The 22,623-nt window shown below is 61.2% G+C and carries 16 protein-coding genes; 12 read left to right on the top strand and 4 right to left on the bottom strand.

Going from position 1 to position 22,623, the window contains the following annotated elements:
* Window positions 1-17: 17 nt before the first annotated feature.
* Complete coding sequence (locus CMQ96_RS06640; RefSeq protein WP_004130221.1) at window positions 18-359, top strand: RamA family antibiotic efflux transcriptional regulator; 342 nt, start codon at window positions 18-20, stop codon at window positions 357-359.
* Between the two features lie 36 nt (window positions 360-395).
* Here the strand turns inward: CMQ96_RS06640 and CMQ96_RS06635 are convergent, their stop codons facing one another.
* Window positions 396-2,540: a TonB-dependent siderophore receptor gene (locus CMQ96_RS06635; RefSeq protein WP_098066309.1), complete on the bottom strand. Its 2,145-nt coding sequence runs from the start codon at window positions 2,538-2,540 to the stop codon at window positions 396-398.
* Between the two features lie 153 nt (window positions 2,541-2,693).
* On the opposite strand from CMQ96_RS06635, the gene CMQ96_RS06630 reads away from it, so the two are divergent.
* Window positions 2,694-4,316 carry an esterase family protein gene (locus tag CMQ96_RS06630; protein WP_004135361.1) on the top strand — a complete coding sequence of 541 codons (1,623 nt, stop codon included), beginning with the start codon at window positions 2,694-2,696 and terminating at the stop codon, window positions 4,314-4,316.
* Here the strand turns inward: CMQ96_RS06630 and CMQ96_RS06625 are convergent.
* Window positions 4,245-4,493 (bottom strand): DUF1158 domain-containing protein, encoded by a 249-nt coding sequence (locus CMQ96_RS06625; RefSeq protein WP_004135363.1) that lies wholly within the window; start codon window positions 4,491-4,493, stop codon window positions 4,245-4,247. The two genes, CMQ96_RS06630 and CMQ96_RS06625, sit on opposite strands and share 72 nt — an antisense overlap.
* Window positions 4,494-4,985: 492 nt before the next feature.
* Here CMQ96_RS06625 and CMQ96_RS06620 point away from each other — a divergent pair, with 492 nt between their 5' ends.
* The 3 genes from CMQ96_RS06620 to CMQ96_RS06610 all read left to right on the top strand — a co-directional run bounded on the left by CMQ96_RS06620 (window position 4,986) and on the right by CMQ96_RS06610 (window position 11,964).
* Window positions 4,986-7,709, top strand: coding sequence for a cation-transporting P-type ATPase (locus CMQ96_RS06620; RefSeq protein ID WP_049088992.1), 2,724 nt, complete (start codon window positions 4,986-4,988; stop codon window positions 7,707-7,709).
* 69 nt (window positions 7,710-7,778) lie between these two features.
* Window positions 7,779-8,858 (top strand): efflux RND transporter periplasmic adaptor subunit, encoded by a 1,080-nt coding sequence (locus CMQ96_RS06615; RefSeq protein ID WP_098066306.1) that lies wholly within the window; start codon window positions 7,779-7,781, stop codon window positions 8,856-8,858.
* Between the two features lie 13 nt (window positions 8,859-8,871).
* Window positions 8,872-11,964 (top strand): efflux RND transporter permease subunit, encoded by a 3,093-nt coding sequence (locus CMQ96_RS06610; RefSeq protein ID WP_098066303.1) that lies wholly within the window; start codon window positions 8,872-8,874, stop codon window positions 11,962-11,964.
* A 173-nt stretch (window positions 11,965-12,137) separates the two neighbouring features.
* Here CMQ96_RS06610 and CMQ96_RS06605 read toward each other — a convergent pair whose 3' ends face one another.
* Together CMQ96_RS06605 and CMQ96_RS06600 are read right to left on the bottom strand one after the other, a co-directional pair.
* Window positions 12,138-12,857 (bottom strand): phosphodiester glycosidase family protein, encoded by a 720-nt coding sequence (locus CMQ96_RS06605; protein ID WP_098066300.1) that lies wholly within the window; start codon window positions 12,855-12,857, stop codon window positions 12,138-12,140.
* Between the two features lie 52 nt (window positions 12,858-12,909).
* Complete coding sequence (locus CMQ96_RS06600; protein WP_049088995.1) at window positions 12,910-14,025, bottom strand: YbdK family carboxylate-amine ligase; 1,116 nt, start codon at window positions 14,023-14,025, stop codon at window positions 12,910-12,912.
* A gap of 324 nt (window positions 14,026-14,349) precedes the next feature.
* Here CMQ96_RS06600 and CMQ96_RS06595 point away from each other — a divergent pair, with 324 nt between their 5' ends.
* Genes CMQ96_RS06595 through CMQ96_RS06565 form a run of 7 tightly spaced genes read left to right on the top strand, consistent with a single transcriptional unit; the run spans window position 14,350 to window position 22,389 of the window.
* Window positions 14,350-16,014: an ABC transporter substrate-binding protein gene (locus CMQ96_RS06595; protein ID WP_004130238.1), complete on the top strand. Its 1,665-nt coding sequence runs from the start codon at window positions 14,350-14,352 to the stop codon at window positions 16,012-16,014.
* 18 nt (window positions 16,015-16,032) lie between these two features.
* Window positions 16,033-16,986 (top strand): ABC transporter permease, encoded by a 954-nt coding sequence (locus CMQ96_RS06590; RefSeq protein WP_004100013.1) that lies wholly within the window; start codon window positions 16,033-16,035, stop codon window positions 16,984-16,986.
* Window positions 16,987-16,988: 2 nt separating this feature from the next.
* The gene (locus tag CMQ96_RS06585) at window positions 16,989-17,882 is read left to right on the top strand and encodes an ABC transporter permease (RefSeq protein ID WP_004132151.1); all 894 of its coding nucleotides are present in this window, start codon (window positions 16,989-16,991) and stop codon (window positions 17,880-17,882) included.
* Window positions 17,883-17,885: 3 nt separating this feature from the next.
* The gene (locus CMQ96_RS06580) at window positions 17,886-18,929 is read left to right on the top strand and encodes an ABC transporter ATP-binding protein (RefSeq protein WP_004132154.1); all 1,044 of its coding nucleotides are present in this window, start codon (window positions 17,886-17,888) and stop codon (window positions 18,927-18,929) included.
* Complete coding sequence (locus CMQ96_RS06575; protein ID WP_098066297.1) at window positions 18,919-19,929, top strand: ABC transporter ATP-binding protein; 1,011 nt, start codon at window positions 18,919-18,921, stop codon at window positions 19,927-19,929. The genes CMQ96_RS06580 and CMQ96_RS06575 overlap by 11 nt, the downstream gene beginning before the upstream one ends.
* A 17-nt stretch (window positions 19,930-19,946) precedes the next feature.
* A complete protein-coding gene (locus tag CMQ96_RS06570; protein WP_098066294.1) occupies window positions 19,947-21,131 on the top strand; it encodes an amidase in 1,185 nt (394 codons plus the stop codon).
* Complete coding sequence (locus CMQ96_RS06565) at window positions 21,121-22,389, top strand: Zn-dependent hydrolase (RefSeq protein WP_049085988.1); 1,269 nt, start codon at window positions 21,121-21,123, stop codon at window positions 22,387-22,389. The genes CMQ96_RS06570 and CMQ96_RS06565 overlap by 11 nt, the downstream gene beginning before the upstream one ends.
* The last annotated feature ends 234 nt before the right edge of the window (window positions 22,390-22,623 follow it).

Below are 22,623 nucleotides of genomic sequence, written 5' to 3'. Positions count from 1 at the left end.
AGGAGGAGAGAGGACATATGACTATTTCCGCTCAGGTCATTGATACTATCGTCGAGTGGATTGATGATAATTTGCATCAACCGCTACGTATCGACGATATTGCGCGCCACGCCGGTTACTCGAAGTGGCATTTGCAACGGCTGTTTTTACAGTACAAAGGGGAGAGTCTGGGGCGCTATATCCGCGAGCGTAAGCTGCTGCTGGCGGCGCGCGATCTGCGCGATACCGATCAGCGGGTCTACGATATTTGCCTGAAATACGGTTTTGACTCGCAGCAAACCTTTACCCGTATCTTCACCCGCACGTTTAACCTGCCGCCGGGCGCCTACCGTAAAGAAAACCACAGCCGCGCGCACTGAAAGCGTCCGCCGGGGGAAGACCGGCGGACGTTTTTCTTACCAGGCGTAGTTCACCGTCGCCGTCACCGTCCGACCAATGCCGTAGAAGCAGGCGCTATCGCTGGCGCAGGAGGCCACGTATTTGGTATTGGCGAGGTTGTTGACGTTGAACTGCACTTTCGCCCCTTTCAGGCTCGAATTCAGCTCGCCTAACTCATAGCTGACCATGGCGTCGTACAGATCCACTGCCGGTACCTTAAACGTGTTTTTCGCATCGCCGTAGCTGGTGCCGATATAGCGTACGCCAACGCCCGCGGTCAGGCTTTTTAACGCGCCGTCCGGCAGGGTATAGCTGGTGAACGCCGAAGCCATATGGGTCGGAATGCGTGCCGGCGTTTTCCCTTCGGTACCGACGACGGTGGTATTGACGGTTTCCGCGTCGGTGTAGGTGTAAGACGCGATCAGATTGAGGTTATCGAAAACCGTCGCGTGCGCTTCGGCTTCAACGCCTTTCGAGCGCACTTTACCGCTGTTTTCAAACCACCCGGCCGCGCTGTTGTAGGTCGCGACGTTGCTCTGCGTCAGATCGTACAGCGCGAGGGTCATCAACGCGTTTGGGTCAGGCTGGTATTTCAGACCCACCTCAACCTGTTTGCCTTCGCTGGGATCGAATGGTCCGACGCCCGGTGCGCGGTTGGTTTGCAGGTTAGGTTCGAAGGAGGTGCTGTAGCTGATATAGGGGGAAAGACCGGAATCAAAGGCGTACAGCAGGCCGGTGCGCCAGGTGAACTTATTATCATTCTGCTGGGTGCCGCTGGCGTCGGTAAAATCGGTGGTGCGCACTTCCGCCCAGTCGTAGCGCCCGGAAACTAACAGTTCCCAGTTCCGCCAGCTCAGCTGATCCTGAACATACACCCCGGTCTGGTCGAGATTTTGCTGTTCATTAGTGGCGGGACTGAAGGCGCTTTCATCGACGTTAACCCCGTAGCTCGGGCTGCGCCAGTCGATATCGTACTGCGAGCCGCCGGCCCGACCAAGATACTGCTTATCCTTACTGGTTTTGTAATCCACACCGCCAATCACCGTATGCGCCACCTGACCGCTGGCGAACTGCGCTTCAAGCTGGTTATCGATGCCAAACTCATCGGTCTGGCGCTGTTCATGCTGGGCGCGGCGGGAGAGTACCGAGCTGTTGGCGGCGCTGGTGGAGTAAACCAGGTAGCGATACTTCTGTTTGATGGTGGCGTAGCGGGCATTCTGGCGCAGAGTCAAGGTATCGTTGAGCTGGTGCTCAAATTCATAGCCAATCATCGTTTGTTCACGCCACGACTGGTTGTAGCTGGGATCGCTGACGTTAAAATCGCGCGGAATATAGCTGCCGTCGACGCTTTCCACGGTACCGTAACGCGGCAGGAAGTTACGGTAGCCGGCGTCCGGGTCTTTCTGATAGCTGGTTAACAGGGTAAAGCGCGTGGCGTCATTAGGATACCAGGTGAGGGCGGGAGCGATAGCCATCCGCGTCTCTTTATAGTCATCGATCTGGTTATTCTGGGTGCGGGCGATCCCGTTCAGGCGATAGAGCAGGTGGCCGTCATCGCTCAGCGTACCGCCAACGTCGAAAGCGCCTTCGGCGAGGTGGTTATTACCGGTACGGAACTGCACCTCATGAATCGGCTGGCTGGTCGGTCGTTTGCTGGTCATGCTAATCAGCCCGCCGGGGTTGACCTGACCAAACAGCACCGAGGCCGGGCCGCGCACCAGCTCGACGCGCTCCAGCAGCCACGGGTCGAACGTGCCGGTTTGCGACGAGGCGGTGGCGCCGTAGCTCAGGCCATCAAGGAATTTGGGCACGTAGCTGAAGCCGCGTACGAATACCTCGTCGTTGCGGTTAGATGAACCTCGGTATTCGGTAAAAACGCCCGCGCTATAGCGCAGCGCCTGGGAAACCGAGATGACGTCCAGCGCCCGCATTTGATCGCGGGTGACCACCGATACCGACTGCGGCGTTTTGACGATCTCCGCGGCGGTCTTTGTTGCCGACAGCGTTTTTGTCGCCACGATTCCCTTCAGCGGCGCGGTGGGATCCTCGCCGCTGCCGGCGGTGACGACGATCGTTTCCTCCGCCGCCAGCGCCAGCCCGCCAAACAGAGATGCCGCCACGCCCGCGGCCCAGAAAGCTGTTATCTTATTATATTTAAACATGTTTATTTTTTATCCTTGGTTGAATCGCCATCAAAAAACGCCCACGTCGAGGGGAATCGACCGACGCCTATCATTAACGGCGTTAATGTTATTGCAAATAGTTATTATTTGCATTAGCGTTATTAACAAATTCTTACAAGGAAATTTCGGCTAATGAAGACGGCGTGGAGCGGCCTGCTGATTGGCATGAGTACCCTACCGGCGGCGGCAATGAACTGCGAATCTCCCTCGTTACAGGGTGAACTACAGGGGAAATTCGACGCCAGCGGCGAGGTCTGTTTTGACCTGCCGACATTGGGCGAGAACTACGTCGCGGCGACCCTCTCCGGCGTCACCGATGCCCGACTGCTGGATGACAATAACCGCCGTCTGCGCACGCTGCTGGCGGGCGGTCCGGCGGACGGCGAGCAAACCCTGCTGTTTTCTCTGCCGGTACACCGCGCCTCATCGCTGGTGCTGCACGGCGAAGAAGGTGCGCGCTGGCGCTTTCAGTGGCAGATGCGGGAAACCACCGCGCTGGCCAAAATTCAGCCGCTGGATCCGGTCAGCCCGCGCCTGCAGCGGCTGAAGCGTGAACTGGCGGCGGGAGGTTCAACGGCGCATTTCTGGCAGGAGCTCGAGCGGGAAGGGACGCCAATGGTGGAACCGGTGGACGCCGGCCATAAGCGGGTAACTTTCCTGTGGCGCGGGGCGAGCCGCAACGTGTTTATTCTGGGTTCGCCGGCGGGGGAGCACGATCCGCTGTTTCGCCTCGGCGATTCTGACGTCTGGTTTCGCAGCTACGTGGTGCCCGCCGATACCCTCATGCAGTATAAGCTGGCCCCGGACGTGCCGCAGGTAACCGGCAGCGCGCGGGAGCAGCGGCGGGCGATTTTGGTCAGCGCCCAGGCTGACCCGCTCAACCCGAACAGCGTCAATGCCGCCCACGACCGCTGGAATCGCTACTCTCTGCTGGCCCTCAACGCCGCGCGTTTTTGCACCGCCCAGCGGATGGCGCAGCCGCTCCGCTACGGAACCTTAACCCGCCATCAGCTGCGCAGCGACTTTCTGCAAAATACGCGGGAAGTGCTGATTTATCGCCCGCGGTTGCCGCAGCCCGCGCGCTGGACCCTACTGCTCTTTGACGGCAAAACTTACCAGCACGAGTACCGCCTCGCCAACGTGCTGGATGCCCTGATCGCCAGCCATCGGCTGCCGCCGATCAACGTGGTGTTTATCGATAGTCTCGATCATCCGCGACGGGCGAAGGAGCTGCCGCCAAATCCGCACTTCGCCGATTTTATGGCCCATGAGCTGCTGCCGTGGCTGCGCCGCCAGGGACTCAGCCTGAGTCGGCAAAAAACCGTGGTCGCCGGCTCCAGCTACGGCGGGCTGGCCGCGTCCTGGGTAGCGCTGCGCTATCCGCGACAGTTTGGCAACGTATTGAGCCTGTCCGGGTCATACTGGTGGGCGCCGCAAGGGGAGGAGGCCAGCTGGCTGACCCGCCAGTACCAGCAGTCGCCGCGCTATCCGGTGCGCTTCTGGCTGCAGGCGGGGAAATTCGAAACCAACGGGCCGGACGGCGGCATTTATGCCAATACGCTTGAATTTGAGCAGGTGCTCAAAGAGAAGGGCTATACGGTGAGCTTCCACCCCTCCTCCAGCGGCCACGATTACGCCGCCTGGTGCGAAGCGCTGATCAGCGGCATGCGTGACCTGACCGGCCTAGCGCTCAACGGAAAACCAGCGACGCCAGACCCAGCGCAGCAGCAGATATTCAACCGCGCCCAGCGCTAAAAACCACAGGCAAAAGATCAGGGTATAAAGCTGGTTGAGATCCATCAGATGGAATGTCGCCACCAGCTTTTGCGCCAGCGTCAGGCCCAGCGAGGGCGCCGGCAGCAGCAGGCAGGAGAGCAAAGCCAGCAGCAAAATGCCGGCGGCGCTGAGGAGCGTTTCTAGCGGATGTTTCATTATTTGTTAATCATCAGTTAAAAACATATTGTCCGGTAAAAAGAGAATCAATGCAATATCGTTTCGTACGCAATCATATTACGCCTTAAGTATTATATTTAAACGTCCTCGCTTATTCCCATGTTAATTATTTTGGCACTATTTGTGATTAAGTTAATTACACCGTAATGTAAATTAACGTCATTATTAAGCCAGCGCTTTTACAAAAGTATAGGTGCTATATCCCACCAGAGTCGCGATAATAATGGCCAGCAGGATGTACAGTACCAGACGGCGTCCGCGGTAGATTCCAAACATAGTAGACCTCGTTTAGTTTTGGTTTATTAATATTCTGCAATAGTTGTTTTATAGAATTAACTTACCATAAATTTTGTATTTGCGAGAGATTAAATATTGCGCAAGCTTAAATTATCTCCGCTGTTTAAAATTTTTCTCATTGGCCCGGAATGATTCCAGGCTTTCCGCCTCACGGAATTTTAAGGGAGATATATTTTGACCAAAACGATCAAAACTAATAATACCACCCCCTCAGGGGATGTCGCGCCACGCCGCGCATATCAGCAGACGGTTGATGCGGTGCTGGCGCAGACTAAAAGCCATGCCAGCGGCCTCAGCGCCGCCGAGGCCGCAGAGCGTTTGAAAACCTTCGGCCCCAACGCCTTGCCGGAGAAAAAAGGCAAGCCGGCCTGGCTGCGCTTCCTTGCCCACTTTAATGACGTACTGATTTTTGTCCTGCTGGCCGCCGCCGCGCTCACCGCGGTCATGGGCCACTGGGTCGATACGCTCGTCATCCTTGGCGTCACGGTGATCAACGCCCTGATCGGCCATATCCAGGAGAGCAACGCCGAAAAATCGCTGCAGGGCATCCGCAATATGCTCTCCAGCGACGCGCGCGTGCAGCGCGGCGGCAAGCATGAAACCATTCCCACCCGCGACCTGGTGCCGGGCGATATCGTGATTCTGCGCGCGGGCGACCGCGTCCCTGCCGATATGCGCCTGATTGAGAGCCATAATCTGCGGGTTGAAGAAGCGATTCTCACCGGCGAGTCGACGGTGGTGGATAAAACCACCGACGCGCTGGAAGGCGAACTGCCGCTGGGCGACCGTACCAATATGCTCTTCTCCGGCACCACCATCAGCGCCGGCGGCGGCGTTGGCGTGGTGACCGCAACCGGTCAGGAGACCGAGCTCGGCCACATCAACCAGATGATGGCGGGGATTGAGAAGCACCGTACGCCGCTGCTGGTGCAGATGGATAAGCTCGGCAAAGCGATTTTCGTCATTATCCTCGCGATGATGGCCGCACTGTTCGTCTTCAGCCTCGCGCTGCGCGACATTCCTCTCGGCGAGCTGCTGCTCTCCCTGATTAGCCTGGCGGTGGCCGCCGTGCCGGAAGGTTTACCGGCGATTATCTCGATTATTCTCTCCCTGGGCGTACAGGCGATGGCGCGTCAGCGGGCGATTATCCGCAAGCTGCCGACGGTGGAAACCCTGGGCGCCATGACCGTGGTGTGCTCGGATAAAACCGGCACCCTGACGATGAACGAAATGACCGTCAAAGCGATCATCACCGCCGACTGCTGCTACCGCGTCGAGGGCGACAGCTACGAGCCTCAGGGTAACATCTGCCTGGAAGGCAGCAACGAGCCGGTGCAGATTAAAGCGGGCAGCGTGCTGGAAACCTATTTGCGCACCATCGACCTGTGTAACGACAGCCAGATGATTCAGGACGAGCGCGGCCTGTGGGGCATTACCGGCGGGCCAACGGAAGGGGCGCTGAAGGTGCTGGCGGCGAAAGCGCGGCTTGCGCCCGTCGACGCGCGGCTGGTCGCGAAGATACCGTTCGACTCGCAGTATAAATACATGGCGACCCACCAGAAAATGGGCGACGTCGAGCAGGTGCTGATTACCGGCGCGCCGGACGTGATTTTTGCCCTGTGCCGCCAGCAGTTGAGCAAGCAGGGGGCGGTGCCGTTTGAGCCTCAGTACTGGGAAGAGGAGATGGCGCGCTTTGCCCGCCAGGGCCTGCGTATGGTCGCCGCCGCCTACAAACCGGCCAACGTCGGCAGCACCACGCTGACCCACGACGATCTGCGCGAAGGTCTGGTGTTCCTCGGCATTGCCGGAATGATGGACCCGCCGCGTCCGGAAGCGATTGACGCTATCCACGCCTGCCAGAACGCGGGGATCCGCGTGAAGATGATTACCGGCGACCACCCGCAGACGGCGATGAGCATTGGCCAGATGCTGGGGATCACCAACAGCAGCCAGGCGATGACCGGCTACCAGCTGGAGCACATGGATGACGCCGAGCTGGCGAAAGCCGCCGTTGAGTACGATATCTTTGCCCGTACCAGCCCGGAGCACAAGCTGCGCCTGGTGAAAGCGCTGCAGGGTAACGGTGAAGTGGTTGGCATGACCGGCGACGGCGTCAACGACGCCCCGGCGCTGCGCCAGGCCGACGTCGGGATCGCCATGGGGATCAAAGGCACCGAGGTGACCAAAGAGGCCGCCGACATGGTCCTGACCGACGACAACTTTGCCACCATCGCCAGTTCGGTCAAAGAGGGGCGTCGGGTCTACGACAACCTGAAGAAGACCATTCTGTTCATCATGCCGACCAACCTGGCGCAGGGGCTGCTGATTATCATCGCCCTGCTGGCGGGGAACATCATTCCGCTGACGCCGGTGCTGATTTTGTGGATGAACATGGCCACCTCCGCGACGCTCTCCTTCGGCCTCGCGTTTGAAGCCGCCGAGCGCAACGCCATGAACCGTCCGCCGCGTAAAACCGGCCAGCATGTTATGGACGCCTTCGCCGTCTGGCGCGTCGCCTTCGTCGGCACGATGATTGCCGTGGCTGCCTTTATTCTGGAAGCCTGGCTGGCGCCGCGCGGCCACAGCCCGGAGTTTATCCGCACCGTCCTGCTGCAGATGCTGGTTACCGCACAGTGGGTGTACATGATTAACTGCCGCAGCAGCGACAGCTTCTCGCTCAACATGGGGCTGCTGCGTAACAAAGGCATCTGGCTGGTGAGCGGCGTACTGCTGCTGATGCAGCTGGTCATCATCTACGTACCGGTGATGCAGACGATGTTTGGCACCGAAGGGCTGCCGCCGCGCTACTGGTTCATCACGCTGGTCATCGGTATCGCGATGTTCCTGGTGGTCGAAGTTGAGAAACGCCTGACCCGTCGTTTCCGTAAAACCGCGTAGCGTGTCTGACCCGCCCGGCGTCCCTTCTCCTGCGGGGGAGGGACGCCGCATCGTCGTAAGGAATTCCCCATGAACAAGATCATCCGCTCCGCCCTGCTGGCCTGCGGCCTGGCAGGCTACGTGCTCGCCGCCGCCGCCGCGCCGGCCGTTCCGGTCCGCGTCGTCACCGTGGAACAAGCGCCGCACGCCGGCGAACGGCAAATCTCCGGCCGCGTCGAGGCCATTCACTCCGTCGATATTCGCGCCCGCACCGAAGGGAAGATTGTGCAGCGCCACTTCCAGGATGGGCAGTACGTCAACCAGGGCGATCTGCTGTTTACGCTGGATGACGCCCAGCCGAAAGCCGCGCTGGCGCTGGCCCAGGCCGAACTGAAGAGCGCGCAGGCGTCGCTACGCCAGGCCCAGCAGCTGCTGAGCCGCTACCAGCAGCTGATCAATAACCACGCGATCGGCCGCAACGACCTTGATACCGCGCAGATGCAGCGCGATGTCGCCGCTGCCGCCGTGGAGCAGGCCCGGGCGCGCATTGCCGCCCAGCAGATTACGCTCGGCTACACCCGCATTACCTCGCCGGTCAGCGGACGCGTCGGCCATAGCCCGTTTCACGTCGGCAGCCTGGTGAACCCCGCCAGCGGCGTGCTGGTCGATGTGGTTCAGCTCGATCCGATTCGGGTGGCGTTCTCGCTGGATGAAACCGCCTTTTTCGCCAAAGCGGGGCAGCACACGGATATTGCCGCACTGAAGGAAGCGTGGCTCGCGCAGGTGGATGTCGATGGACGGCGTGAAGACGGCGTTCTGACCTCCGTCGATAACCGTATTGATAGCCGCACCGCCAGCGTGGCGCTGCGCGCTGAATTCGCTAATCCGCAGCACCGTCTGCTGCCCGGCGGCAACGTCACCATTTTCTTCCGCCCGCGGCAGCTTCAGGAGAGCCCGATGATCCCGGCGGCGGCGATGCAGCAGGACGCGCAGGGCTTTTACAGCTGGGTGCTGACGGCGGACAACACCGTGACGATGCGCCGCTTGACCCCCGCGGGGCAGCAGGGGCAGCAGTTCGCGGTGGCGGAAGGCCTCCACCCGGGCGAGCGCGTGGTGACGGAGGGCGCCCAGCGCCTGCGTGACGGTGCAGCCGTTCAACTGCTCAACTAAAGAGGGAGAGAGGATGCTTACGTTTTTTATCCGTCGTCCGCGCTTTGCGATGGTGATTGCGCTGCTGATGACCTTCGTCGGCGCGGTCTCGCTGAAGCTGATCCCGGTTGAGCAGTATCCGCAAATTACGCCGCCGGTCGTCAACGTCAGCGCCAGCTGGCCGGGCGCCAGCGCGGCGGACGTGGCGGAAGCCATTGCCGCGCCGCTGGAGACCCAGCTCAACGGCGTCGATCATATGCTGTACATGGAGTCCACCAGCTCCGATGAGGGAACCTACAGCCTGAGCCTGACCTTTGCCGCCGGGACCGATGCCGATTTAGCCGCGATCGACGTGCAGAACCGCGTGTCGCAGGCGGTGGCGCAGCTGCCTGCCGACGTGCAGCAAAACGGCGTTCAGGTGCGCAAGCGGGCGACGAACCTGCTGATGGGCGTCAGTCTTTACTCGCCGCTCGGCACGCTGTCGCCGCTGTTTGTCAGCAACTACGCCAGCACCCAGGTGCGCGAGGCGCTGGCGCGTCTGCCGGGCGTCGGGGAAGTGCAGATGTTCGGCGCGCGCGACTACAGCATGCGCATCTGGCTGCGGCCCGACCGCATGAACGCGCTGAATATCACTACCGATGATGTTGCCAGGGCGCTGCGCGAGCAGAACGTGCAGGGCGCGGCGGGGCAGGTAGGGACGCCGCCGGTATTTAACGGCCAACAGCAGACGCTGACCATCAACGGTATCGGGCGACTGAGCGACGCCGCCGGCTTCGGGCAGATTGTGGTTCGCAGCGGCGACCGCGGCCAACTGGTGCGCCTGTCCGACGTGGCGACCATCGAGCTGGGCGCGCGCAGCTACAGCTCCGGCGCGCAGCTCAACGGCAAAGACTCCGCCTATCTCGGCATCTATCCGACGCCCACCGCTAACGCCCTACAGGTCGCCAGCGCGGTGCGCGCCGAGCTGACCCGGCTGCATGCGCGTTTCCCGGCGGATCTCACCTGGGAAGTGAAGTTTGATACCACCCGCTTTGTCGCGGCGACGATCAAAGAGATCGGCGTGTCGCTGGCGCTGACCCTGCTGGCGGTGGTGGTGGTGGTCTCGCTGTTTCTGCAGAGCTGGCGGGCGACGCTGATAGTCGCGCTGGCGATCCCGGTTTCGCTTATCGGTACCTTCGCCGTGCTCTATGCGCTGGGCTACAGCGCCAATACCCTGAGCCTGTTCGCAATCATTCTCGCCCTGACGATGGTGGTGGATGACGCCATCGTGGTGGTGGAGAGCGTGGAAAGCAAAATGGCGGAGGGGCTGGCGCGCGGCGCGGCAACCGCCGAGGCGCTGCGGCAAATCGCCGGGCCGGTGATCGCCACCACCCTGGTGCTGCTGGCGGTGTTTGTGCCGGTGGCGATGCTGCCGGGGATCGTCGGCGAGCTCTATCGCCAGTTCGCGGTGACCCTATCGACGGCGGTGACTTTGTCGAGCGTGGTGGCGCTGACCCTGACGCCTGCGCTGTGCGCGCTGCTGCTGCGTCCGCGGCCGCAGCAGCCAGCCGCCATCTGGCGCGGTTTTAACCGCGGTCTGGATACGGTGCGCGATGGCTACGGGCGTCTGGTCGGGAGGATGAATCGTCGCCCCTGGCTGGCGCTGGCGGCGACGACGGCGGCGGCCGGGGTGGTGGTGTTTAGCTTCACCACCATGCCGAAGGGATTTCTGCCGCAGGAAGATCAGGGTTATTTCTTTGCCAGCGTACAGCTGCCCGAAGCCGCCTCGCTGGAGCGTACCGAAGCGGTGATGGCCCAGGCGCGCGAGCTGCTGAAACTGAATCCGGCGGTTGAGGATGTGATTCAGGTCTCCGGTTTTAATATTCTCAACGGTACCAGCGCTTCAAACGGCGGGTTTATCTCGGTGATGCTGAAGGACTGGCACCAGCGACCGCCGCTGGAGGCGGTGATGGAAAAAGTGCAGGGCCAGCTGATGGGGCTACCGGAGGCGACGATCATGACTTTTGCGCCGCCGACGCTGCCGGGGCTGGGCAACGCCTCCGGATTTAATTTACGCATCTTGGCCCAGGCCGGACAATCGCCGGCGGAGCTGGAGCAGGTGACGCAGCAGGTGCTGCGGACGGCCAACCAGTATCCGCAGCTGAGCCGGGTATTTACCACCTGGAGCAGTAACGTGCCGCAGCTGACGCTCACCGTTGACCGCGACCAGGCGGCCCGGCTGAACGTACCGGTGGCGAGGATTTTCAGCAGCCTGCAAACCGCGTTTGGCGGCACTCGCGCCGGCGATTTCAGCATTAACAATCGTGTCTACCACGTGGTAATGCAAAACGAGATGCAGTGGCGCGAGCGGGCAGAGCAGATAAGCGAGCTGTACGTGCGCAGCGACAGCGGCGAGCGGGTTCGCCTGAGTAATCTGGTGACGATTACGCCGACGGTGGGCGCGCCGTTTATTCAGCAGTATAACCAGTTTCCGTCGGTATCGGTGAGCGGGTCGGCGGCCGAAGGCGTCAGCAGCCGGACGGCAATGGCGGTGATGGAGCAGATTTTACAAGCGAACCTGCCCCACGGTTATGATTACGCCTGGAGCGGCATCTCCTGGCAGGAGCAGCAGACCGGTAACCAGGCGGTGTGGATTGTGCTGGCGGCGGTAGCGATGGCGTGGCTGTTCCTCGTCGCCCAGTATGAGAGCTGGACGCTGCCGGCGAGCGTAATGCTGTCGGTGCTGTTCGCCATCGGCGGGTCGCTGCTGTGGCTCTGGTGGGCCGGGTACGCCAACGATGTGTACGTGCAGATAGGGCTGGTGCTATTGATCGCGCTGGCGGCGAAAAACGCGATTTTGATCGTCGAGTTTGCCAGGGCGAAGCGCGAAGAGGGAATGTCGATCGTCGACGCCGCCCGCGAAGGGGCCACCCGCCGCTTCCGCGCGGTGATGATGACGGCGGTTTCTTTTATCATCGGGATTGTGCCGATGATGCTCGCCACCGGCGCCGGGGCGCAGAGTCGGCAGATTATCGGCACCACGGTGTTCAGCGGCATGCTGGTGGCGACGGTCATCGGCATTTTGTTTATTCCGTCGCTGTACGTGCTGTTCCAGCGCCTGCGCGAGTGGGGGCATCGCCGGATGTAGATGCCTCGGGCACGGTGCCCGGAAATCCCGGGTCGCGGCGTAAACGCCTTACCCGGGCTACTCCTCCGCAGACGGCTGGAAACCCGTAGCCCCGGTAAGCGCAGCGCCACCGGGGAAATCGGTGCAGAATATTGCCGGGTTGCGAAACACCCCCGCAGACGATGTTTTGTCGACTATCTACTCTCCACCGCGATCATGGTGACGAACGGATGATACTGCCACGGCACGCTATCGCCTTTCTGGTACATCTTCGAAATGGTGCCGTCGAGATAGAGCATCTGGCGCACGTTGAGCTTCGCCTGCGCGTAGCAGGCGAAATCGTAGAAATTGGTTTCACGCGCGCTGAGCATAAACACCACCTTGCCATCGCCGGTGATGCCCACGCCGTTACGCAGCTTGCGCGAGCTGGCGGATGGCTTCAGTCGCCAGTTGATCTTGCCGTTTTCAATCAGCATTGGGCCCGACTGCACGGCGTAGCGGATGGCCGGCGACGGCCTGAATTTATTGATGCTGACAATCCCCGCGTTTTGCCCGCGCAGATAAAACACCCCGCCGGGACGAATAAAAAAGTTGCCGCCGCCGGAGGCGCGGTTAAGCGGGGTCAACTGCCGACCTTTCTCGATATACAGCCCCAGCGGCGCGTAGGCTTTATCATAAATTCCGCCGTTCATCGCCATCTGCACCTGCCCGTCGCGGTTGATATCCCCCAGCAGCGAGCGCAGCGATCCCCAGGCTTTACCGTCCTCTTTCTGCCAGTACATCACAATGCGTTCGCGCTGCGGATCGACGGTATAGCTTTGCAGCGTCAGGGACGGGTCGGTCAGCGAGCATGTCCCGCTGGCGAAGGCGGGCAGAGATAACAGCAACAGCGGCAGAAGCGATGGCAAGCGCACGGCAGGGTTCCAGACAACCAACGAGAGCGTGCAGTATAGCCTTTTATCGCCGCTACGCCGTCCAGATCTCGCAATGCTTTTGCACCAGCCCGATCAATGAACCGCCGTTGGCGACAAACTCGCGCATCTGTTGCGGCTCGCTGCGATGCTGCTTCGCCTGGCGTACCATCGCCTCCAGCGCGCTGTCGGCATTGAGCTTATGGGCGCTGGGCGCCAGCTTATCCGCCAGCTGTAAAATCTCTTCGCGCAATGTTCGCTGTTCGCCGCTGTTCACATCGGTATTGATCCCGTCGAGCCCATAGCGGCAGGCCTGATAGCGGTTGAAGGGGTAGAGCAGATAATCCTCGGGCTGATGCTTAAACGGCCGCTCCGTCAGCAGCCAGCAGGCGATGATCTGGATAAAACCGGCGATATTCACCGCCTGGCTAATCGTCAGCGGGGTATCCATGACCCGGACTTCGACGGTGCCAAAGCGCGGGCTGGGGCGAATATCCCAGTGCAGATCCTTCATGCTGTCGATCATGCTGGTATAGCTAAGGCGCCGAAACAGGCCGATGAAAGCCTGCCAGTTATTGACCCACGGCATCGGACCGTTATCGGGATAGGCGGCGAAAAGGTTAAGCCGCGAGCAGGCAAAGCCGCTATCGGTCCCGTCGAGCCAGGGCGATGCCGCGTTCAGCGCGATAAAATGCGGCACGAAGCGCGACAGGCCGTGCAGAAGATAAATGGCATCATCGCCGTTTTGACACCCCACGTGCACGTGCTGACCGAAGATCGTCGCCTGCTTCGCCAGATAACCAAAGTGCTCGACGGTTTTCCGGTAGCGCGGACTATCGCTGATCTGCTGGCGCTGCCAGCTTTGAAACGGATGCGTTCCGCCGCCGCAGATTTGTACGTGATGGCGGGCGGCGGCACGAAGCACCGCCTGCTGAACCGCGCTCAGCTGCGCCGTCGCCTGGTGGATGTCGCGGCAGACGCCGGTGGCGATCTCCAGCATGCTTTCGGTAATGTCATGCTTGGCCTCGCCCGCTTTCAGCGTGCCCTGGATCTCGTCAATCAGCGCGGAAGAGTCCTGGCTTAAATCAAAGCCCGGCGGGTTGACGACCTGGAGCTCCAGCTCGATGCCGAGGGTAAACGGCTCGGAGCGGTGAAAATCAGGTAACGGCATGGCGACTCCCTCTTTCTCTTTATCAAGAAGTATAGAAGACAACGCCTCAAACTGATGATTTGCCGAAGATTATGAATTTATTTTATAAAAAGTGACGTCACGTGATGATTCCTTTGCGTAAAAAGTTAGGCTGGTGCAATCCTGCAACAGAATTCCCGCTGGCGGTGCAAAAAGATAAGGTGATTTTATTTTTCAAGTAAAATCATAGGGATGTTATAAGTCATTCTTATTTTATAAGCCATTTCACACTTATTTTCCGCGCGTTCAGAACTGGTATGTATCTTGCCTGTTAAATAGCGACTTTTATTTAACAGGGACAATGTGATGCTGAAAACAAAATTACTTTCGCGTAAACGCCATCTCGCCGTTGCTGTTAGCGGGGCATTGGCGCTGTTTGCCTCTGTGCCGACTCAGGCCTCAACCCTGCGGATCGCCATGACCGCCGCCGATATCCCGTTGACCCTCGGACAGCCCGATCAGGGTTTTGAGGGCAACCGCTTTACCGGCATTCCGCTTTACGACGCCCTGGTTGAATGGGATCTGTCGCAGGGAGAGAAACCCAGCGGCCTGGTGCCGGGGCTGGCGACCGAGTGGCACGTTGACCCGCAAAATCAAAGCCGCTGGATTTTCACCCTGCGCCCGGGGGTTAAATTTCACGATGGTTCTGCGGTCAACGCCGACGCCATCGTCTGGAACGTGGATAAGGTGCTGAATAAAGCCGCGCCGCAGTATGCGCCCGGCCAGATCGGCAACACGCTGTCGCGCATGCCGACTCTCACCGGCGCGGAAAAGATTGACGACCACACCGTGGCGCTGACCACCTCCGAACCGGACGCGCTGCTGCCATATAACCTCACTAACCTGTTTATCGTGTCGCCGACCGCGTGGCAGAAGCTGTACGACGCGGTGCCGTCGGGCACCGGCGATACCGCCGCGCGCAGTAAGCAGGCGTGGACCGAATTCGCCGCCCACGCGGTGGGCAGCGGTCCGTTCAAAATGGAAAAACTGGTTCCCCGCCAGCAGCTGATCCTCGATAAAAACCCCGACTACTGGAACAAAGATCGCATTCCGCGGGTGGATAAAGTGGTGCTGATCCCGCTGCCGGAAGCCAACGCCCGCACCGCGGCGCTGCTCTCGAAGCAGGTGGACTGGATCGAAGCCCCGGCCCCGGATGCGGTCGATCAGATTAAAGCCCAGGGCTTTAAAATCTACGCCAACACCCAGCCGCACCTGTGGCCGTGGCAGTTCTCCTTCGAAGAGGGCTCGCCGTGGAAAGATATTCGCGTGCGCAAAGCCGCCAACCTGTGCCTGAACCGCGCGGAGCTTAAAAGCTATCTCGGCGGCTATATGACCGAAGCGACCGGCGTCTACGAGGCCGGCAGTCCGTGGCGCGGTAAACCTACCTTCCAGATCAAATATGACCCGGATACCGCCCGCAAGCTGATGACCGAAGCCGGGTATAGCGCCGGGAAACCGCTGCACGTCACGGTCGCCACCTCGGCCTCCGGCTCCGGGCAGATGCAGCCGCTGCCGATGAACGAGTACATCCAGCAGAGCCTGAAAAGCTGCTTCTTTAACGTCGATATTAAAGTCAACGAATGGAACACCCTGTTCACTAACTGGCGCCTCGGGGCGAAAGATCCCTCCGCGAAAGGGATCGACGCGATCAATGTTAGCGCCGCGGTTAACGATCCCTATTTCGGCATGATCCGCTTCTCTACCGCGAAGGCCTTCCCGCCGGTGGCGACCAACTGGGGCTACTTCTCGACCCCGGAAACCGAAAAGCTGGCGGCGGCGGTGAAGCACGCGTTTACCCCGGCCGAAATGGATAAAGCCGCCGGCGAACTGCACGCCGCGCTGGTCGATCAGGTGCCGTTCCTGTTCGTTGCCCACGATGTCGGACCACGGGCGATATCGCCAGCCGTCACCGGAGTGGTACAGCCGCAAAGCTGGTTTATCGATCTCAGTCTGGTGAGCAAAAAAGAGTAATCGACACGGGAGCAAGAGATGATCAATACCCTGCTATATCGCATCCTGCTGGCCGTCCCCACCATGCTCGGGGTGGCGGTGATCTGTTTTATGCTGGTGCAGATAGCGCCGGGCGACCCGCTGGTGTCGGTGATGCCGCCGGACGCCTCGGAATCGCTGCGTCAGACCTTAATGCAGGCCTACGGCTTTGATAAACCGCTGCCGCTGCAGTTTGTGCACTGGCTATGGCGGGCGCTGCACGGCGATCTGGGGATGTCGGTCGCCACCGGGCGTCCGGTCATCGATGAGGTGATGACGGCGGTCACTTACTCTCTGCGTCTGGCGCTGCTGGCGACGGCGATCGGCTTTGTTCTGGGCAGCCTGTTTGGTTTTGTCGCCGGTTACTTTCGTAACAGCATTATTGACCGTCTGGCCTCGGTGCTGTCGGTGTTCGGCGTCAGCGTGCCGCACTACTGGCTGGGGATGCTGCTGGTGATCGTTTTTAGCGTCAAATTCGCGCTGCTGCCGGCGACCGGCGGCGGGCCAATCGGCGAAGTGGGCTGGCAGTGGGACTGGGAACACCTGCAGTTTATGCTGCTGCCGGCCTTCACGCTGTCGGTGATCCCGACCGGCATCATCGCCCGCACCGTTCGCTCTCAGGTGGCGGATATTCTCAGCCAGGAGTTTATCGTCGGCCTGCGCGCCCGGGGGCTCAACGAATCGCGGATCTTTCTGCACGTGGTGAAAAACGCCGCGCCGACCGCGCTGGCGGTGATGGGGCTGCAGGTCGGCTATCTGATGGGCGGCTCGATTCTGGTGGAAACCGTTTTTTCCTGGCCCGGCACCGGCCTGCTGCTGAACACCGCCATTTTCCAGCGCGACCTGCCGCTATTGCAGGGCACCATCTGGGTACTGGCGCTGTTCTTTGTGCTGCTCAATCTGCTGGTGGATATTCTGCAAACCAGTCTCGACCCGCGAATTAAGAGGAGCTAACGATGGTGGATACCGTGACGACCAAAGGCATTGCCGTCTCCGCCACGACGGTCGCCAGACAAGGCTACTGGCGCGGCGTGTTTCGCCGCCTGCTGCGCGACCCCGGCGGCGTATTCGTTGGCGCGATCATCCTCGTGCTGTTGACGCTGGCGCTGTTCGGCCCCTGGCTTATCGTCAAAGACCCGTACCAAACGTCGATGTTTTTACGCCTCAAGCCGATCGGTACCGACGGCTTCCCGCTGGGCTCCGATGAGCTCGGGCGCGACATGCTATCAAGGCTGATTCTCGGCACCCGGCTGTCGCTATTTATGGGGATTGTCCCGGTAGTGTTCGCTTTTTTTATCGGCGGGGCGATCGGCATTATCGCCGGCTATGCGGGCGGTAAAACCAATACCCTGATTATGCGCACCGTGGACGTGTTTTACGCCTTTCCCTCGGTGCTGCTGGCGATCGCGCTCTCCGGCGCGCTGGGGGCGGGCATCGGTAACGCGCTGCTCTCGCTGACCCTGGTGTTCGTGCCGCAGGTGGCGCGTATCGCCGAAAGCGTCACCGCGCAGGTACGGCATATGGACTACATCGACGCCGCCCGGGCCACCGGGGCCAGCGCGTTCACCATTATTCGCGTGCAGGTGCTGGGCAACGTACTGGGGCCGATTTTCGTCTTCTCCACCGGGCTCATTTCGGTGTGCATGATCCTCGCCTCCGGGCTCTCTTTTCTCGGCCTCGGGGTTCGCCCGCCGGAGCCGGAATGGGGACTGATGCTGAACACCCTGCGTACGGCGATTTATACCCAGCCGTGGGTAGCGGCGCTGCCCGGCCTGATGATTTTTATCACCTCCATTTCGTTCAATATCCTCGCGGACCGCCTGCGTGCGGCAATGGCGATTAAGGAGTAAGCGATGCAACCCTTTATCAATATCGATCTCGGCGGACCGGCGCAGCCGCTGCTGAAGGTCAACAACCTGCTGAAGCATTTTCCCGCCGGCGGCGGCAAAGCGCGCGAAGTGGTGCAGGCGGTGGACGACGTCAGCTTCGCGGTGATTAAAGGCGAAACCCTCGGCGTGGTGGGGGAGTCGGGCTGCGGTAAATCCACCACCGCGCGGCTGCTGATGCAGCTGCTCAAACAGGATAGCGGGGAGCTGATCTTCGATGGCCTGGAGGTGGGCTCATCGCGCCTGCCGATGAAAGCGTATCGCCGCCAGGTGCAGATGGTCTTCCAGGATAGCTACGCGTCGCTCAACCCGCGTATGACCATGGAAGAGAGCATCGCGTTCGGCCAGCGGGTACACGGCGTCAGCGCCAAAGAGGCCAGCGAATACGCCCGCTATCTGCTGGCGCACGTCGGCCTTGAACCGGAACGTTTTGCCCACCGTTATCCGCACGCGCTCTCCGGCGGCCAGCGCCAGCGCGTGAATATCGCCCGCGCGCTGGCGATGAAGCCCCGGCTGGTGATCCTCGACGAGGCCGTCTCGGCGCTGGATAAATCGGTGGAAGCCCAGGTACTGCAGCTGCTGCAGGAACTGAAGCGGACGCTGGCGCTGACCTATGTGTTTATCAGCCACGATCTGCACGTGGTGCGCTGGCTGTCGGACCGCATTCTGGTGATGTATCTCGGCGAGGTGGTGGAGATTGGCCCGGCGGAGCAGCTGTTTACCGCCTCGGCCCACCCCTATACCCGGGCGCTGTTAAGCTCGATGCCGTCGATGGACCCGCATAATCGCACCTTAACCTCTGCGCTGAACGGCGATCCGCCCAGCCCGATTTCGCCGCCTTCCGGCTGCCGCTTTCATACCCGCTGTCCGCACGCCAGAGCGGTGTGCGCCGAGGTGAAACCGACGTTGCAAAGCGTCGGCGAGGGGCACCAGAGCGCTTGTCTGATGGCGCAGCCCGCGTCGCCCTGGCATCAAAATATCGCCATTCAGGAGGTCAGCCATGTCGCATGAAGCCTACGTCCATATCCGCGATCTGCGGGTTGAGTTCCGCCGCGACGGTCAGACGGTCAACGCGGTCAACGGCGTCTCCTTTGATGTGCAAAAGGGCGAGGTCATGGCGCTGATCGGCGAATCTGGCTCCGGGAAAAGCGTGACCCTGCGCGCCCTGATGCGGCTGCATCCGCCGAAAAGCAGCGTGCTTTCCGGCACCCTGAAGGTCGGTGAGGAAGAGGTGCTGACCATGAACGCCGGGCAGCTGCGGCGCTACCGCGGCGCGCGCTGCGCGATGATTTTCCAGGAGCCGCTGCTGGCCTTCGACCCGGTCTATACCGTGGGCCAACAGATTGTCGAAGGGCTGCGTCGTCATGAAGGCCTGTCGCGGCAGGCGGCGCGGAAGCGGGCGCTGGAGGCGCTGCGCCAGGTGCGTATTCCGAGCCCCGAGCGGCGGCTGGATGCTTACCCGCACGAGATGTCCGGCGGAATGCGCCAGCGGGCGATGATCGCCCTCGCGCTCTCCTGCAACCCGCAGCTGCTGTTGGCGGATGAGCCGACCACCGCCCTCGACGCCACGGTGCAAATCCAGATCCTGATCCTGCTGCGTGAGCAGCAAAAGCAGCGCGATCTGTCGATTATATTTGTGACCCACGATATTGGCGCGGCGGTGGAGATCGCCGACCGGGTGGCGGTGATGTACGCCGGGCGCATCGTCGAAGAGGCGTCGATTGAGGAGATTCTGTATCGCCCGCGCCATCCTTATACCCAGGTGCTGCTGGGCAGCCGTCCGAAAGAGGGGTTGAAAAAGGGCGATGCGCTGCGCTGCATTCCCGGCTCGCCGCCGGATCTCTCGCGCCTGCCGCCGGGCTGCGCGTTTGCCGAACGCTGTCCGCACGCGCGTCCCGCCTGTACGCAAAGCCAGCCGGCCACCGACCAGGCCGGGCCGCGTCACGTGGTGAGCTGCCATCGCTGGCGCGAGCTGAGCCCGTCCGTTGAAAACCAGGCGCTTTACGCCTGAAGCCAGGAGAAAACACGATGCAGGATGACCTTCGCGCCTTTATGCCCTATCCGCCGCATCCGGTGGCGCATGCGCTCAGCGGGCCGCTGAGCGGGTTAACCTTTGCGGTCAAAGATCTGTTCGACGTGGCGGGCTATCCGACCGGCGGCGGCAATCCGCATCTGCTGGCGCTGTCCGGGATTAAAAACCGCACCGCGCCGGTGGTGCAAACGTTGTTAAATAACGGCGCGCGCTTTATCGGTAAAACCCATACCAGCGAGCTGGCGTATTCGATGAGCGGGCACAACGTCCATTACGGCACCCCGCGCAACGGCGCCGCGCCGAACCATATTCCCGGCGGCTCTTCGTCCGGTTCGGCGTCAGCGGTATCGAACGAAGTGTGCGATTTTGCCCTCGGTACCGATACCGGCGGCTCGGTTCGGACGCCGGCGAGCTACTGCGGACTGTTCGGCCTGCGTCCGACCCACGGCCGTCTCTCCCTCGACGGCTGCCAGCCGCTGTGCGCCACCATGGATACCTGCGGTTTCTTTGCCCGCTCGCCGGAGGTCTTTTCCGCCGTCGCCGCCTGCCTGTTTGCCGATGAACGCGCGGATCTGAGCGGCGTTCGGCTGGCCTGTCATGATGGGCTGTTTTCCCGCCTGCCGCTGCGCAGCCAGCAGGCGCTGCAGTCGGTTCGCCAACGGCTGGCGCGCTTTTTCGGCGCGGTAACCCCGCTCGCCGCGCCGCTGCCGGACGTGGACGATATCTATCTCGCCTTTCGCCAGATTCAGGGCTACGAAGCGTGGCAGGCGCAGGGCGAAACCATTGAGCGCTACGGCCTGCAGCTAGGGCCGGACGTCCGCGAGCGCTTTTTCTGGGGCAAAGCGGTTACCCGCGCGCAGTTTGACGCCGCCTGCCAGCAGCGCGTGCGTTTTGCCGCCTGGTGGGACGCGCAGCTGGGCGATGCGGTACTGGTGATGCCGACCGTTCCCGACGGCGCGCCGCTGCTGACGGCGCAGGCCGAGGAGATAGAGGCGGTCCGCCGCCTGTCCCATGACCTGCTGTTAATTTCCGTGATGACCCAACGTCCGCAGGTGACGCTGCCGGTCGCCCAGACGGGCGGTCTGCCGCTGGGGATCTCATTTTTAGGGCCGCGCGGCAGCGATCGTCTGCTGGTCGAGCTGGCCGCCGCGTTTATGCAAGGAGACCGAAATGAGCAGTGATGTCCTTTTTACCCCGATGACCGACACCACCGACTGCCGGGTTAACGGCGAACGCCTGTGGAATTCGCTGATGACGCTGGCGGAAATCGGCGCCACGCCGAAGGGCGGTTGCTGTCGTCTGACGCTCACCGATCTTGACCGTCAGGGACGAGATTTGGTGATTAGCTGGGCGCAGGCGGCGGGGATGCGCGTCACCGTCGACAAAATCGGCAACGTCTTTATGCGCCGCGAAGGGCGTAATCCGGCGCTGCCGCCGATTGTCTCCGGCAGCCATATTGATACCCAGCCGACCGGCGGTAAATTTGATGGCAACTACGGCGTGCTGGCGGCGCTGGAGGTGGTGCGCACCCTGAACGATCGGGATATCGAAACCGAAGCGCCGATTGAAGTGGTGTTCTGGACTAACGAAGAGGGATCGCGTTTTGTGCCGGTGATGATGGGCTCCGGGGTGTTTGCCGGGGTTTTCCCGCTGGAAACTATTTATGCCGCTCAGGATGCGGACGGTAAAACCGTGGGCGAGGAGCTGGCGCGCATCGGCTATATCGGCAGCCAGACGCCGGGCGATCATCCGATTGGCGCCTACTTCGAAGCGCATATTGAACAAGGGCCGATTCTGGAGGATGAAGAGAAAATGATCGGTATCGTGCAGGGCGTGCTGGGGATCCGCTGGTATGACTGCGTGGTGACCGGCCAGGAGTCCCACGCCGGACCGACGCCGATGCGCCTGCGCCAGGATGCCTTACAGGTCGCCACCCGTATTATGCAGGAGGTGGTGGCGATTGCCGGGCGCAGCGACGAGGGGCGCGGTACGGTAGGAATGGTGCAGGTCTATCCGAACAGCCGCAACGTGGTGCCGGGCGAGGTAACCTTTTCGATTGATATGCGCAATCTCAGCGATGCGCTGGTGGATGAGATGGACCGTCAGCTGCGGGCGTTTATCGCCGACGTTGAACGGGAGAGCGGCCTGAAAATAGCGCTGAAAGAGGTGAGCCACTATCCGGCCGCGCCGTTCCACCCGAATTGCCAGGCGGCGATTGCCAACGCCGCGCAGCGTCTGGGCTATCCCGCGCGGGAGATTGTCTCCGGCGCCGGACACGACGCGGTGTATATGAGCTACCTGGCGCCAACCGGGATGATTTTTATCCCCTGCAAGGATGGGATCAGCCACAACGAAATCGAGTATGCGTCGCCGGAGCACGTTGAGGCCGGCGCGAACGTGCTGCTGCAGGTGATGCTACAGTACGCGCGGGTAGTGTAAACGGCCGTTCTCCCCGGTGGCGCTGCGCTTACCGGGGCTACGGGTTTCCAGCCGTCTGCGGGGAGAGTAGCCCGGGTAAGGCGTTTACGCCGCGACCCGGGATTTCCGGCTCGGCGCCTGAGGGAGGCAGATCGGGTAGATACTGTGAACGCCTGCAACTCTTTTCACCACTGTCATCTTCTCCGGCTCCCGGATGACAGGCACAATAACGACAGCGACATCCCGCGCTGTCGT

It is taken from the genome of Klebsiella sp. MBT K-1 (genome assembly GCF_002556465.1).
Lineage (GTDB): Bacteria > Pseudomonadota > Gammaproteobacteria > Enterobacterales > Enterobacteriaceae > Klebsiella > Klebsiella grimontii.
The sequence above is the reverse complement of the archived record's forward strand: the minus strand, read 5'-3'. Positions and strand labels throughout refer to the sequence as shown.